This is a genomic window from Pseudoalteromonas piscicida (genome assembly GCF_002744175.1).
GTDB lineage: Bacteria > Pseudomonadota > Gammaproteobacteria > Enterobacterales > Alteromonadaceae > Pseudoalteromonas > Pseudoalteromonas piscicida_B.
In genome coordinates, this window is the sequence record NZ_NKHF01000077.1 from 1 (window position 1) to 15,496 (window position 15,496).

At 44.0% G+C, this 15,496-nt stretch carries 11 protein-coding genes; 4 read left to right on the forward strand and 7 right to left on the reverse strand.

From position 1 onward, the window contains the following. Positions 1–343 precede the first annotated feature (343 nt). The 4 genes from CEX98_RS16435 to prlC form a co-directional block, all read right to left on the reverse strand. Positions 344–2,263 (reverse strand): methyl-accepting chemotaxis protein, encoded by a 1,920-nt coding sequence (locus CEX98_RS16435; RefSeq protein ID WP_099643112.1) that lies wholly within the window; start codon positions 2,261–2,263, stop codon positions 344–346. A 161-nt stretch (positions 2,264–2,424) separates the two neighbouring features. Next, positions 2,425–3,180, reverse strand: coding sequence for a class I SAM-dependent methyltransferase (locus CEX98_RS16440; protein WP_099643113.1), 756 nt, complete (start codon positions 3,178–3,180; stop codon positions 2,425–2,427). Between the two features lie 78 nt (positions 3,181–3,258). Then, positions 3,259–4,410: a response regulator gene (locus CEX98_RS16445; protein ID WP_099643114.1), complete on the reverse strand. Its 1,152-nt coding sequence runs from the start codon at positions 4,408–4,410 to the stop codon at positions 3,259–3,261. 125 nt (positions 4,411–4,535) lie between these two features. Beyond that, positions 4,536–6,575, reverse strand: a complete 2,040-nt coding sequence (gene prlC, locus CEX98_RS16450) for an oligopeptidase A (RefSeq protein ID WP_099643115.1) — start codon at positions 6,573–6,575, stop codon at positions 4,536–4,538. Between the two features lie 177 nt (positions 6,576–6,752). Between prlC and gorA the strand changes: the two genes are divergently transcribed. Together gorA and CEX98_RS22910 are read left to right on the forward strand one after the other, a co-directional pair. Continuing rightward, complete coding sequence (gene gorA / locus CEX98_RS16455) at positions 6,753–8,111, forward strand: glutathione-disulfide reductase (RefSeq protein WP_099643116.1); 1,359 nt, start codon at positions 6,753–6,755, stop codon at positions 8,109–8,111. 193 nt (positions 8,112–8,304) lie between these two features. Beyond that, a complete protein-coding gene (locus tag CEX98_RS22910; protein WP_172439789.1) occupies positions 8,305–8,463 on the forward strand; it encodes a hypothetical protein in 159 nt (52 codons plus the stop codon). Between the two features lie 89 nt (positions 8,464–8,552). Here the strand turns inward: CEX98_RS22910 and CEX98_RS16460 are convergent, their stop codons facing one another. Continuing rightward, positions 8,553–8,756 carry a helix-turn-helix domain-containing protein gene (locus CEX98_RS16460; RefSeq protein WP_039492858.1) on the reverse strand — a complete coding sequence of 68 codons (204 nt, stop codon included), beginning with the start codon at positions 8,754–8,756 and terminating at the stop codon, positions 8,553–8,555. 2 nt (positions 8,757–8,758) lie between these two features. Then, entirely contained in the window at positions 8,759–9,274 is a 516-nt protein-coding gene (locus CEX98_RS16465) for a hypothetical protein (protein ID WP_099643117.1), read from the reverse strand. A gap of 137 nt (positions 9,275–9,411) precedes the next feature. On the opposite strand from CEX98_RS16465, the gene CEX98_RS16470 reads away from it, so the two are divergent. Continuing rightward, positions 9,412–11,472 (forward strand): S9 family peptidase, encoded by a 2,061-nt coding sequence (locus CEX98_RS16470; protein WP_099643118.1) that lies wholly within the window; start codon positions 9,412–9,414, stop codon positions 11,470–11,472. A 99-nt stretch (positions 11,473–11,571) separates the two neighbouring features. Here CEX98_RS16470 and CEX98_RS16475 read toward each other — a convergent pair whose 3' ends face one another. Beyond that, entirely contained in the window at positions 11,572–13,395 is a 1,824-nt protein-coding gene (locus CEX98_RS16475) for an alpha/beta hydrolase (protein ID WP_099643119.1), read from the reverse strand. 130 nt (positions 13,396–13,525) lie between these two features. On the opposite strand from CEX98_RS16475, the gene CEX98_RS16480 reads away from it, so the two are divergent. Then, positions 13,526–15,490 carry a winged helix-turn-helix domain-containing protein gene (locus CEX98_RS16480; RefSeq protein WP_099643120.1) on the forward strand — a complete coding sequence of 655 codons (1,965 nt, stop codon included), beginning with the start codon at positions 13,526–13,528 and terminating at the stop codon, positions 15,488–15,490. The last annotated feature ends 6 nt before the right edge of the window (positions 15,491–15,496 follow it).

Consider the following 15,496-nt stretch of genomic DNA (forward strand, 5'->3'; position numbering starts at 1 on the left):
CTCCTACCAGAGTATTCATCCTGTGGGAGCGAGTTTACCTCACGATCTGTTAAATGCTCGCCGCATGAAGCGGCTCCTATCAGAGTCTCCATCTTGTGGGAGCGAGTTTGCCTCGCGATCTGTTAAATGCTCACCGCGTAAAGCGGCTCATACCAGAGTACTCATCCTGTGGGAGCGAGGTTACCTCGCGATCTGTTAAATGCTCGCCGCATGAAGCGGCTCCTACCAGAGTATTCACTCTGTGGGAGCGAGTTTACCTCGCGATATTTTAAAGCTCGCCGCGTGAAGCGGCTCCTACCATGGTGTTCACTTGATAGGAGCGGGTTGGCAGTAATTTGATTTTCTACAGTCCTAAGGTGCTGCGAATTTCCTGCATTTTTTCTTTTAGGCTTTGTTGAATTTGCTGTACTTGCTCATGAGAGCTGTTTACTTGGCCTTTCATGTTGTCCATGGCATGGCCGAAGGTGTCTAATAAATCAGACTGTTGATTAGCAAGGTCCATCGCGTGAGCAGCAACTTGGTTGGCACTTTGCGCGCTCTCTGCAACGCCTTCAGAATTACGCTTCAGCTCTTGTGCATGACCTGTTTGCTGCTGGGCTTCATCTGCCAGAGCTGAAATTTGCGTGGAGACTTTATTTGAGTTGTCGCTTAGCACATTTAGCTGCTGATGAATATCGGTTAAGGAGGATTGTGTTTGCTGTGCCAGTTTACGTACTTCATCTGCTACGACGGCAAACCCGCGCCCATGTTCACCAGCACGAGCCGATTCAATCGCTGCATTCAGGGCTAATAAGTTCGTTTGCTCTGCAATTGAGCTAATCATATCTATGACTTTACTGACATCTGAAACGCCATTGAGTAATTCATTTAAACTCTCCAGCCCCTGCTCTACACGCTTTTGTGTTGTTGAAGAAGCACTCAACATCGAATCAGCATAAGATACACTTTGCGTCATGGCTTCAAATGTATGGTTTGCATTATCAGCCACTTGCGCATTGATCTGGTTTGCATCGGCCCCTAATGTTCTGAGTGAATCAAGTTGAGCCTGGTTTTGTTCAACTTGGTCAAAAGTATCACCTGCTTGCGCTGCGATATGCGCCAGGTTCGTGTTCATTTCTTCCATAAAGGTATTGATCATACCTAGCATTTCCGAGCGTTCATCTGCTTCGGCCCGTTGACGGTCAATTAGCTGATTGAAGTAACTCGCAATTTCGCCAATTTCTGTATCTTGGTTTTTACTTTCAATATTGCTCAATTCATTGCTTTCTATTAGTTGAGCAAAGCCATCTCTTAATTGTCTTAATGGTGTAAGTACTTGATTAAATTGTACAAGATACACCCCTCCTGCGAGCAACACGAGCAGACCAATTGCAGCTCCAAATAAGATAAACACATTGGTCTTCACCTCTGTTTGGTCGGCGATTAGGTTGGCTTCAGCTTGCAGAATATTCTCTGAGATTGATTTAATATCACCGCGCAGCGCCAGCATCCCCGCTTGACGCTCTTTGGATTGTTGTAAGGTATTGTCTAAGTCACGGGCATAACGCTTAGGCCAACTGACCAGTTCAGCCTTAATTTCAAGCGCTAAGTCTTCTGCTTCTGCGCCTAAAAATAGCTCGTCTTCATCAACTTCGCTCATCACGCCTAAGTTTTCTAGCCTATCAATCTGCTGTGAAATGTCTTTTAATCGAGTGAGGCTCGACATCAAACTTTGTTCAGTTTGTTGGTCGTAAGCCATTACTAATTGGTAAGTATATAAACTAAGATTAGACACCTCACTGAAGTAGTCCGCAGCAAGGTTAAAGTATGATTCTTTAACTGCGCTCTCATCAGCTTTAATGGCGTAGTTTACTAGACTCGATGCGGAGCCCGACATCTGTCTAAGTGCGTTATCTAACAGCGCTAATTCATTACCAGATAGCTTACCCAGAGCGCGGTATTTACCGGAGATATCTTGTTGAAGTTGTTTTAACTTACGTTGAATTTGCTCAGCTAGAGCTTGAGGTAACTGTTCTACATCTTGTTGTAGTGCGTTGATTTGTTCATCAGCTTTGGTTAAGTATTGGCTATCACCTGCACTTAAATAGTCTTCTACCGTTCCTTCAAGCTCAATAATCACGGCATTTTTAACTTGATTATATGCCGCATCTTGGACATCAAGCTCAGTTAATACTTTACTAGCCCAAAACAGGCTGGCCCCAAGTAGAATACTCGCGGTGGTCAGTAATATTGCCAACAACCGAGTAAAAGTAGACACGCGCATATAATCACAACCCTTTTTTCAAAATGCCCCGCAAGAGTATTAAGGATTTATGACAACTTAATTAAATCTGGTTCTCTTTTATGTACAAAAATACAAAACCATACTTTTTGCGTATATCCGTCTAGATGTTTACTGAATAAAAACCAGCCATACGTAAACTTCTATTTCATTGCTGCATTTACATAAACATCGAAGCGATTCTTTTTGGTTTTGATTTGCATACTTGGGGTTTTGTCATTTAAAAATCCCGCATAGTCAGGGCGTTTCACCACGACTCGTTTACTGGCCAACTGCAAAGCAAATGGCAGTAAAGTGTCCGCATCTTGATCATTCCCAACTAAGTCTTGAAACACGCGCATTTCTTTTTTTACTTGCGCCGACTTTTCTCGGTGTGGAAACATCGGGTCGAGATAAACCACATCAGGACGCCACTGGGCTTGTGCGAGTAAGTCATGACTTGAACCAAACTCTAGCCGCATGCTCGACTGCACCCATTCACCAATTTCAGGGTCTTGATAAGCACGCTGTAATCCGTCATATAAAAGCGCTGCCACAACAGAGTTACGCTCATGCAGCACTACTTTGCACCCCATTGAGGCAAGTACAAAGGCGTCGCGCCCAAGTCCGGCGGTAGCGTCTAGTACCGTAGGTACAGCACCTTTGTTTAACCCCACCGCTTTTGCAATAGCTTGCCCTTTTCCACCACCAAACTTCCGCCGATGCGCCACCGCACCTGTAACAAAATCAACTCGGATAGCGCCAAGTTTTGGCTCGTCTTTTTTAAATAATTGTAAGCCTAGCTCATCATAAACCAATTGAAACTCCGCCTCGTTCACATCAAGGGCAGACAAATTAAACAGCTTAGTTAGCGTATCTAGGTAGGATCTGTTTTCTTCAAAAGGGGTGTGAATATACAAGCTAAACTCCCAAGGGTTACCAACCGTGGCAGTATACTCTTTTCCCTTAATACTGTCTTTGATTATCCTGCCTGCTGTTTAAAACAGCTCAATGTCCACCTGCGAGGCAACTTCTCCCTCTCCCCAAGGCTTGGCGATTTTGTTTAGGCTTTCCATTAACTGCTGGCGAACCTCAGTAACCTCACCTAACTTATATTTAATAATAGAGATTTCATCACTGAGATACGTAAAATGCTGGTAGAGATCTTGTAATCGAGCTTTGTCTTCAGTGGCCAATACGGCAAGTTGATTGCTGTTCAGTACATTTTGAAACTCGGCCACCTTACCACTGTAATGATCACCAACACCGCTTAAATGATCACTAAGCTCAGCAAACACCTGGCCAATATGCTCTACCTTATTCAGTGCCTCTTCGCTCACTTCCATATCTCTTATTTTGGCATCGGTTGCCTCTAGGATATGGGGGAATAGATCTTTGTAGCGACCATAAACCGCAACATCATCCACGGGCATATTTTTAATTAGTAACGACACTTTTGGGTAGTTAATAATGGTTCTGCGGCCAAAGTCGACAAAACGGCTGCCATCTTTGTGTTTTTCAAATAGCTCTTGTTCAATAGGTTGGATAGCCCCTTCGCTGGAATAAAACATCGCGTCTTCGCGATACCAAAATGCAACCGCAACATCGAGCTCCATGGGAATAAAAAACTCTAAAAAGTGCTCGCTGAGGGTGCTGAGATCGTGGGCATGATAAGACTGCCCAACATAACGCATAATTCGCCCCATATCGCCGGAGTCTGTCATCGCAATTTCAGCGGTAGTTTGCGCGCGTTGTACGTCTTGTTTTAGTTTTGAAGAGGTCTTGCGATAGTCATCTAACACATTAATACGTGCCAATAACTCTTGGGCATTAAATGGTTTAACAATGTAGTCGGCAGCACCTGCGTTGTAGCCGCGCATACGTTCTGATATATCGGTACGAGAAGATAAAAACATCACCGGAATGTCGACGGTATCAGCTTGCTTTTTAAGTTGCTCACAGACCTCAAAACCCGACAGGCCAGGCATCTCAACGTCTAGTAAGATGATATCTGGTCGATACTTATTAGCCAGCCTTAAGCCTTCCTCACCATTTTTTGCATGTAAAATCTTGCATGTGCGCGATAAAGCTTCATCGACAATATGATGAACTAGTTTTTCATCATCAATGGCAAGAACCAGTTTAGTCATGTGGCTTTCCCTATTAATTCATATCTTTATAGAATAGTCAGAGATATTGAATTTGCTAACAAAAAGTCACATTTTCTGAGATAAAAAAACGCCTTCAATTGAAGGCGCTGAGAATAGAAAGTGGCTTAAGCGGCTATTCCGCTATGGCGCAGTAGTGCATCCACTTTTGGCTCACGACCACGGAATCGTGTAAATAGCACCATAGGTGCTTCAGAGCCGCCTTTTTCTAGAATATGGTGCATAAACTCACGCCCTGTTTGCGGGTTAAATATTCCTTCGTCCTCAAACTTAGAAAACGCGTCAGCCGAGAGAACTTCGGCCCACTTATATGAGTAATAACCTGCGCTGTAACCGCCTGCAAAAATGTGGCTGAAGCTGTGTTGAAAACGATTAAATTCTGGCGCTTTCACCACCGCAGTGCGTTCACGTACCGCATTCAGTGTTGCTTGGATCTGACAAGACTGACTGGGGTCAAAGTCTGCATGAATATGGAAGTCAAACAACGAAAACTCTAACTGTCTTAACATTTGCATAGCTGATTGGAAATTCTTTGCAGCCAAGAGCTTGTCGAGCATCTCTTTTGGTAACGGCTCACCCGTTTCGTAGTGACCAGAAATAAAGTTTAACGCTTCTTCTTCATAACACCAGTTTTCTAAAAACTGACTTGGCAGCTCAACCGCATCCCATGCCACGCCATTTATACCAGCAACTGGCGCCGCATCCACCTGCGTCAGCATGTGATGAATGCCGTGTCCAAACTCATGGAATAGCGTTGTTACTTCATTATGCGTAAATAGCGCAGGTTTATCACCTACTGCCTTGTTAAAGTTACATACAAGATAGGCAACCGGAGTTTGAAGTGCGCCATTGGCACGCACTTTTCTGCCCATGCAGTCGTCCATCCATGCACCGCCGCGCTTATGTTCACGGGCATAAAGATCGAGATAAAAATGACCACGCAATTCGCCTTTTTCATCATGAATTGCAAAAAAGCGCACGTCTGGGTGATAAGTATCTACGCCTTCGACTTCACTAACTCGTATACCAAACAAGCGGTTCACGGTTTCAAATAAACCTGCAAGTACCTTATGTTCAGGGAAGTAAGGGCGCAATGCTTCGTCGGAAATCGCATACTTGGCTTGTTTTAGCTTTTCGCCATAATACGCGTAATCCCATGGTTTTAACTCGCTTACACCATGTTCTTTATTCGCGAATTCGCGCAGCTCAGCGACTTCTTGTTCAGCTTGTGGTTTAGACTTGGCGGCAAGGTCATTCAAAAACTCAAACACTTGCGCTGGGCTCTCTGCCATTTTGGTTGCCAGTGACTTCTCAGCAAAGTTGGCAAAGCCAAGTAACTGAGCAAGCTCGTGTCTGAGTGTGAGTGCTTCATGCATAATCGCAGAGTTATCAAATTCACCCGCATTTGGCCCCTGATCTGACGCACGAGTAACAAACGCACGGTAAGCTTCTTCGCGAAGTGATTGGTTATCGGCGTAGGTCATTACAGGAAGATAAGACGGAATATCGAGGGTAAATACCCAACCGCTTACTCCTTTCGCCTCAGCAGTATGAGCAGCCAGCGCCAGTGCAGACTCCGGAAGTCCAGCCAACTCAGAATCGTCGGTAATATGCTTTTGCCATGCTTGTGTTGCATCCATGACATTATTACCAAACTTAGAACTAAGCTCTGAGAGCCGCGCAACAATTTCACCGTAACGCTTTTGCTTTTCAGGCTCTAGGGCTATCCCAGATAATTGAAAGTCACGTAGAGCATTCTCTACCGACGTTTGTTGAGCGATAGTAAGGTGAGCAAAATCTGTAGACTCTTTTACTGCTTTATACGCCTCATACAACCCTTGGTGCTGACCAACATAGGTCGAATATTCTGAGATCAACGGCAAACATTCATCATACGCTTTGCGCAGCGCCTCTGAATTGACCACCGAGTGCATATGCGATACCGGTGACCACATGCGGCTTAGTTTATCGTCCGCTTCTTCTAACGGCAGTACAAAGTTATCCCAAGTATAATTTGGCTGTGCTAAAACAGCATCGATAGTCTCACGACAATGGGTAATGGCAGATTTTAATGCATCAACAATATGCTCAGGCTGAATTTTCGAAAAAGGAGGCAATCCTTCTAGCCCGATTAATGGGTTATTCATGGGCACGCTCTTTATTTTCTAATCTAATATTGAGGTTGAAATAAGGGTGAATGACCGCATTTACAAGTATCTGAACAGATTTTTGCTTAATATCGGTCTACGGTTGTGCACTTTTTCTATTTACTTAATATAAAGTAGTAGGGTTTAAGCAAAACAAATAATTGGCGAGGAATTTTTATGGCTCAACATTTTGACTATATCGCAATTGGTGGCGGTAGCGGCGGGATAGCGTCGGCAAACCGAGCGGCGATGCGAGGTGCAAAGGTTGCACTGGTAGAAGCAAAGCACTTAGGTGGCACCTGTGTAAACGTAGGCTGCGTGCCAAAAAAAGCCATGTGGCATGGCGCTCAAGTTGCTGAAGCAATTAAACTATACGCACCAGATTATGGTTTTGATGTTGAACTCAAAAACTTCGATTGGGGTAAGCTGGTAGAAAGCCGCGAAGCGTACATTGGTCGTATTCACCAAGGCTATAACAACTACCTAGCAAAAAATGGCGTGACCGTGATCAACGGTTTTGCCAAGTTTGTTGACAACAATACCATTGAAGTTAACGGTGAGCATTACACTGCTGATCATATCAATATTACCGTTGGTGGCCGCCCTACCATTCCTAATATTCCTGGCGCGGAGCATGGTATTGACTCTAACGGCTTCTTTGAGCTTAAGTCGCAACCTCGTCGCGTTGCGGTTGTAGGTGCAGGTTATATCGCGGTAGAGCTGGCCGGTGTGCTACATAGCTTAGGTACAGAAACGCATCTGTTTGTCCGAAAACATGCCCCACTGCGTAACTTTGATCCTATCTTGGTTGAAACCTTAACCGAGGTGATGGAAAAAGAAGGCCCGACGCTGCACACCCACTCAGTGCCAAAGTCTGTGACCAAAGAAGAAGACGGCTCGGTCACCTTACACCTTGAAAACGGTGAATCATACACAGTCGACACACTGATCTGGGCAATTGGCCGTGAGCCAATGACAGATCTTATCAATCTCGCGGCAACAGACGTAGAAACCACACCAAGTGGCCACATTAAAGTTGACGAATGGCAGAACACCACAGCCAAAGGTATTTATGCCCTTGGCGATATTATGGAAGGTGGCATAGAACTCACTCCGGTAGCCGTAAAAGCAGGTAGAATGCTAGCTGAGCGCCTATTCAACCCAGAGTTACCTAATGCAAAAATGGATTATGACTTAGTTCCAACGGTAGTCTTTAGCCACCCACCGATTGGCACCATTGGCCTAACAGAGCCAGAAGCGGAAGAAAAATACGGTAAAGACAATATCAAGGTCTACACCTCAACTTTCGCCGCAATGTACACCGCAGTCACGCAGCACCGCCAACCATGCCGCATGAAACTAGTGTGCGCAGGCCCAGAAGAAACCGTAGTGGGTCTACACGGTATCGGCTTTGCCGTAGATGAGATGATCCAAGGTTTCGCCGTCGCCATGAAGATGGGCGCAACCAAAGCAGACTTTGACTCGGTAGTCGCGATACACCCAACCGGCTCAGAAGAGTTTGTGACTATGAGATAAGCTATTAATTTAATTGGAAACAATTAAAAGCTAAAAAACGCGAGCCACACCCGAACTCGCGTTTTTTAGTTCATATACAACCTCAACGCAACCAGCCACACAGCTTCATAGCGGTATAGCACAAGGCCTTAAACACCGAGATTCAGCTGGATATAGTAAACTGCAGGCCGCCGATTATCTTCGTGGTGCCCTAATGCTTAACGAATTAACCGAGCGTTACAGTGAACAATTTCGCTCTGACGGTTTTAGTCAAGACTACAAAACGAGAGATGAACAGTTAAATGCTAACACCGGTTTATTTGGTCACTTTTTATTAGAGTCAGTAAATCCAAGAGTCAGCACGCGAGCGTAAGCTCGCTAACCTGAATCACCGCAGAAAACCGCTAATTTAGCACCGCGCGCTGCCATTTAATATCTACATGCCCGCAACAATTGCTGTGCTTATTGCTTAAACTCCAAAATATCACCAGGTTGGCAATCGAGATACTGGCAAATATGGGCGAGTGTTTCGAACCGAACTCCCTTCACTTTTCCTCTTTTTAGCAGTGATAAATTGGCTTCTGTGATCCCTATTTCTTTAGCGAGTTCCTTGGATGAGACTTTTCGCATTGCCATGACCACATCTAAGTTCACTACTATTTCCATCGCTAGATAAACTCCTTGTTTTCATCACTAATCTCTTGCGCGGCACGCAGCAGATAGGCAACGGTTGCTAAAATACCGAGTGTAATAAGTTCCCCAAACTCAATACCTACAACTAACTCTGTTGTTTCAAAGTAAGAAGCGTGCCAATAAGCGATGGCAACCCCCATGCAACCACTGTACAAGATAGAGGCGATTTTAGTGCCAATAAAGTAAATAAAGCAACTGAAACAGTCCTGTGTGAAAAAGCTCCCGCGTTCAAAATGTACAAGTAGTTTACAGATAAAATAAACCCCTAATATCGCAAGCAAAAGAATCGGCAGAGTTGTTAAAAATAGGCCGATTTTACTTATTTTTCCCGACTGCCACAGCGCATCAAATAATGGTTCGTTGTGGTAGATCAAGCGGCCTTGAGTTAGCAATTCATAACCAATAAGCGCAAGCACAAAACCGGCAAATAATAGGATCACCCAACGGATAGCTTTACTTCTTTTTTGAATCTTATCCAATGTCGTCGACATGCTTTCTCCAATTCAACTTGTCATGCCAGCAATATAACACAACTTTCCCACACATCAAAAGACAACAACAAATTATCGTTTTACAACAATTAAAAGTTGTGCAATGATATTTCCAACATCAAAAAGGAGTAACCATAATGACAATAAATCTGATGACATTTAAAAAGCCGATGCTTTGCACATTCATACTAGCAAGCCTAACTCTTAGTGGCTGCCAGCTAAACAAGACATCAAAACAAAGTTCTCTTTCAAGCGCCCAAGTGCAAACACAGCAGGTCGACCTGACAAGTTTATACAGCGAAAGCGCAACTTCTGGTGTTACGCTATCAGCAGACGGACAGTGGATTGCATTTTTAAAAACTTCGAATGGAGCACAAAACATCCACTTGGTTCAATCAGGGAAGCAAGCATCACAAGCAATTCCTTTAACCCATTTATCTGACTCAGTGGACTCCTTTTTATGGTCACACAATAAGCATGAAATTTTATTCAGCAAAGATACGGAAGGAAACGAAAACTCCCAAGTGTATAGATTACGCTTTGACCCATCGAATCTAGAGCAAAGTGTTAACATTGAGAGGTTGACGCACAATGATGAGGTCAACTATCGACTTGTGTCGCAATTAAAAGACAGGCCACACAGAGCAGTCCTCTTTGCAAACCATTTAGATAGTAAAAGGCTAGATTTCTTCGCTTTGGACATGAATACGCAAACGCTTTCACTGCTGCAAAAAAATGACATCGGCTTTTATTCTGCGTTGTCAGATAAAGCAGGTAACCCAACCCTAGCAACTGTATTAAATGGTGATAATTCCACAACCTTATACAAACGAGAAAACCATAGCTGGAAAGCCATCTTGCATACACAGCCAGGCGAAGTCATTATGCTACAAAGCTATAATCAAGCGCAGAATACCGCATATATTTCTGGCAGTATTCAGGGTCGTGATAAGCAAGAGCTCATCTTAGTTGACTTAACTTCTGACCAAATGCGCACAATACACAAAGATCCGCTTGGCAATTCAGACCTACACCAAGCGGTCTTCAATGAGGACGGAGAACCATTGCTGGCGTCCTACTATGGATCAAGATTACGCAATTATCCGCTAACAGCAGCCACAAAAACGACTTTAGAAGCTATTAAGTCCCAATTAGTTGGTGATTTCGACATACATGTAGAAAAAATCAATCAAAGCAAAGATCAGTGGTTTGTAAAAGCAACCTATGCCAACCAGCCTGACAAAAGGTTTGTATATCACCCAACAACACATAAGCTGGTCGACTTGTTGAACCAAGAGCCTTCATTTAACCCCGACAACTTGGGAGTTCGTAAATCGATTACCTATAAAGCTAAAGATGGTGTTGAAATCCAAGCTTATTTGACATTACCTCAGCACAATCAGAAGAACTTACCAGCTATTATTCTGCCACATGGAGGTCCTTGGGTTAGAGACAGTTGGGAGTTTAGTAGTGGTACGTTTGTTCCCGTTGCACACTACTTCGCGAGTCGAGGATATGCAGTTTTACAACCTAACTTTAGGGGCTCCCTTGGGTTTGGTAAACATTTCACAGAATTGGGAAATAAAAACTGGGGAACAGGAACGATGCAACAGGATTTAACCGATGGTGTCCAGTATTTGATTGATAACGGGATTGCCGATAAAGCACGTATCGGTATCATGGGTGGTTCTTATGGCGGTTATGCTGCGCTGTCGGGTGCAACCTTCACACCAGATCTATACCGCGCTGCTGTCTCTTATGTTGGACCGTCAAGCCTTATTGCGATGATTGAGTCATTTCCTGACTATTACAGACCTTATCTTGGTTCATTTTTTGCCGCTGTTGGGGACCCTCAAATTGAATCAAATAGAAAAGACATGGAATCGCGCTCTCCAATTAATTTTGTAGCAAACATTAAGACACCTGTCTTACTTATCCAAGGTGCTAACGACCCTAGAGTGCCACAAGCACAATCAGAGATGATAGCCAAGAAGCTGTTCGATACGGGCCGAGAAGTAGAATATGTACTAGCTAAAGATGAAGGCCACGGGTTTCTTCAGCATAACAATAAACTAGCTGCCATTATCGCGATGGAAAACTTTTTCGCAAAACACTTGGGAGGTGCTAAATCCAGTACTGTTGATAGCAAACTAACAGAGCATTTGGCTACATTAACAGTAGATGTCAGTAAGCTCTAAACAATATTGAGCGTCCAACCCACAAAAAAAGCTCAGATAAGGACATCTGAGCTTTGGGGTATAGTGACTGTCCAAGTCAACTAGTAGGGATAGGTTTGATTATCGACTTGAGAGCTCGATTAAAGCCTGCTTAATAACCTCTGGATGTGTAAATGGGATTAAATGCTCAGTCGAGGGAATAGGCAGGTATTGACCGCCGCTAGCTTGTGCGACTTCTTGCGACCATTTACGGCCCTCAGCTTCCCACTTGATGAGGCTTTCTTTATCCGCTTGTGTTTCTGCGGCTGCAATATCTAACTGCTCAAACTCGCTGTCGATAACTGTAATAGGAATACTACCGTCCGGCTGCCAGTTTCTAACTAGCTCTAAGTCATCATGGTAATTCATCATTTCATTCACTCGAGTGAGCTGAGCTTCAATGCTGTGACGAGTTTGCATAATAAGATTAAAATATTGCCAGTCCATAAAGTCTGCAAACTCACTGCCTTCAAGCAAAGACTCCACATGCGCCTGCTCCTCTGCAATTTTACCATCCATTTTTTCCTGCCATTTTCCGGCATTTACATGGTCTATTAAGTGCTGACCCCACTCACGATAAATATCAACGGGATAACCTTGATACTGTGCTATCGAGTGCGGCAATAAAATATCCGGGTCGAGCCACAGCATACTTGCGATTTTTTTCTTAAACTCAGTGGCTTGCTGCATTGCAATCAAAGGCACAGCGTTGCTGTTCGCGTAGCTTACTAAGTGCACATCATTTAGTGCTAACTTTTCAAATAATAGTGGCAGGTCGGTTGCAAATTTTTGCATGGATGGCGAATCCTCGTTACTGCTTAAGCCTTGCCCTAGCCTGTCGATGACGTAAACATTAAAGTGTTCAGATAAATACGGATGTAATAATGCAAACCACGCACTATCACTATGAAAATGCTTATTGGCGCCAGACAGCATCACCACCGTTGGCTTATCAGTTTGAGAAGTTAGATGCCGAATATGGTAATAGCGGTTGTTTATCTCGACAAGATCAGAGCCTTGTGGCAAAGGATGCTGGCTAGCCGACTCAAAAAACGTCATGATCGATTGGGTTGTTTTAACTGGTGATAAATTCCATGTGTGCCCAGCACCGTCAACACTCACTAACTCTGTTTGAATTCGGCGGTTGGGGTAATGCGTTAAGGTAACCCCTTCAGCTAGCGCTTTATCGACAGGCATTGCTGACTCATAGTTGAGTTTTCCGATAATTTTAATCGCCTGCAAAGAAGAGAGCAGGCCAAAATTCGAATGGCTTTTGCCGTTATATGGCAATACGGTATCCGCTTTGCCATGCATAATTCTGTAATGCGTAGGCGTCGTAAACTTACAACTGTCTCCCAGTTGGTAAGACATAGGCGCACCAACCGTTACTATTGCATTAAAGACATCCGAACGATTACACAATAGGTTTTGTACAAACAACCCACCTTGAGAAAACCCGGTGGCATAGATCTCTCCTGCCATAATTTGATATTTTGCAGAAAGTTCAGCGACCATATCATCCACAAAACCAAGATCATCAACCCCTAAGCGATGCGCTTTATTGCAGCCACATCCCTCATTCCATTCTTCGTTTTTTGACTTAGGGTATACCACTAGATAGTCGTCGTTTTGTTCATGCAGCTTTGTTAACCCAGCCATTCCCGTACCACTGCCACCAGAGCCGTGAAACGCGAACAAAAGTTTATACGATTTGCTCGAGTTTTCTACTGGCTTCATATAGTAAAAGCGCTCGTTTAGTTCGTGCACTTCAACACCATTTACAGGCATACCGCTGTTATCCTCGATGGGGGCGACTTTATTGTTGTTATTGCTACCACCACACCCCACCAACATTGTCGCGATTGCAATCCCCAACGTGCGTTTTAAAAATGCGTTAGTTTTCATGTTGGTCATTCCTATTTTGTCGTTTTCATGTACTCTAAATAACAGGAAAAAAGACGCGACGATTTCTCATGAAATCATTGTGAGCAATTCATTACCAAAAAATATAAATAATAAAATCAAAAGGATATAAATGCGTTTTGAGATTGCGGCGATACGGTTTGATACAGTAAATAGAACGCTGGCAAACAGCACAACAAGCATTAGGCTAGAGCCAAAGCCCTATTCGCTGCTGCAGACTTTGATAGCAGCAAACGGTAATGTTGTCTCTCGATCGCAGTTGATTGAACAGGTATGGCAAGGGCGTATCGTCACAGAAAGTGCGATTAATAAAGCGGTATCAACGCTACGGCAACACCTAAATAAGCTAGATGCTGAAACAGACTATATTGAAACCATTCCTACTCTTGGATATAGGTTGGTGCCAGACGCAGTAATGCTCGAAACGACAGCCACCCCCAGCACGCCAAAGGTACTACCAAGGCTGATTGGTGCGGTAGCTATTACATTCGTGGCAGCTCTCGTCGTGTTTAATTTGGTGCAACCACCCGCTTCCCCAGAGCCGCTTATTCCCCACAAGCTGGCCAGTCAAAGTGGTATTGAATTACAGCTCAGCAGCGCCCCTTTACATAATAGTTTTAGCTATTTACACCCAACTACAGCCCCTATTTCAGAGCTATGGCTACACCATCAAGGAGAAAACCAAAAGTTACTAACAGGGAACATAACTGCACAAGCATTAAGTCCAGACACCAGCCATATTGCATTTATTGATGATGAAAACGGCTGCACAGTAAAGCAATTTACGGTTTCAACGGGTAATACACAGCCACTGTTTGGCTGCCAAGCCATCGAAAAAATAAAGCTAGCTTGGGGGCGCGATGGACAAGAGCTGATTTATCGAAAGCGCGATAATATTCACAGTGGCTTTGGGATATATCGCTTTGATATCAATACTCAAAAGCACACCCAACTAACACTCCCTCCCTCATCAGGCAATGTTAGGGGCGACCACTTATTTAGCTTATCTCACACTCAAGAGCGACTTGCCGTGGCAACCTATCTTGGTGAAGAAAAGCATAGATTAACACTCTACCGTTACCCTGAAATGACCATAAAACACACCATTGAGCTGCCTTACCACCTGACATCACTCACTTGGTCTGCCGATGGTGATACGGTTTATTTTTCACATGCCAACAGCATTTATAGCGTAAACACACACGCCCAAACCGCAACACTCGTACACACGCTAACGGCACCTATCGAGAGTCTGGCTCTGCTAGATAGCGACAACACTCTGCTATTTAATCAATATAAGTTAACCAGTAGCATTAAGTTGTTTGAGCACAGCCAAGAGAACATCAAAACGATGGTAAATAACCAAGCGCTTAATCGCTTACCGCGTGCTAACCAAGCAGAGCGTATTTGGTATATTTCTGATCAGGGAGCGCACTCAGCCCTTTGGTCTATCAATACTCAAGCACAAGCACAGGTACCACTGCCGCACAGTTTTCATTTTCAACGTTACCAGCTCAATAACGATGCGTCTAAAATACTCTTCGAGTATCAAGATGCCATTTACCAGTTTACAGTTGACGATCAACAAAGCATAAAAGTCATAGGCGCAGAGCTAAAACCCTATGTCGCAAACTACGGTCAACATGATGACGAAATAATTTATAGCAGCGAGCGCTCTGGTAGCTGGCAACTCTGGTCGCTTGACCTCATCACAGGAAAACACCAAAAGCTCACTACACAGGGTGGCTACAGTGGTTATCGATATAACGGCGTGTTGTATTTTACTAAGTTCACTCAACCAGGTATTTGGCAGCTTAAAAATGGGCAACAATCTAGACTTATTGCAGACGTTGCAATCACCAACTGGCTCAACTGGCGATTAAGAGGGCACGTTTTATATTACCAAAAGGCCGGAAGCATCTACCAATATGATCTCAACAATCACCAAGAATCACTTCATTTTACCCCACCGGCGCAATTTATTGGTCAGTTTGACGTATTAGAGAACGGAGATATTGTGTTTGCTGAATTAAACCAGCCAAGTGGCGAGTTGTGGCGCTTGTCTCACAAAAACTGAGGCGCT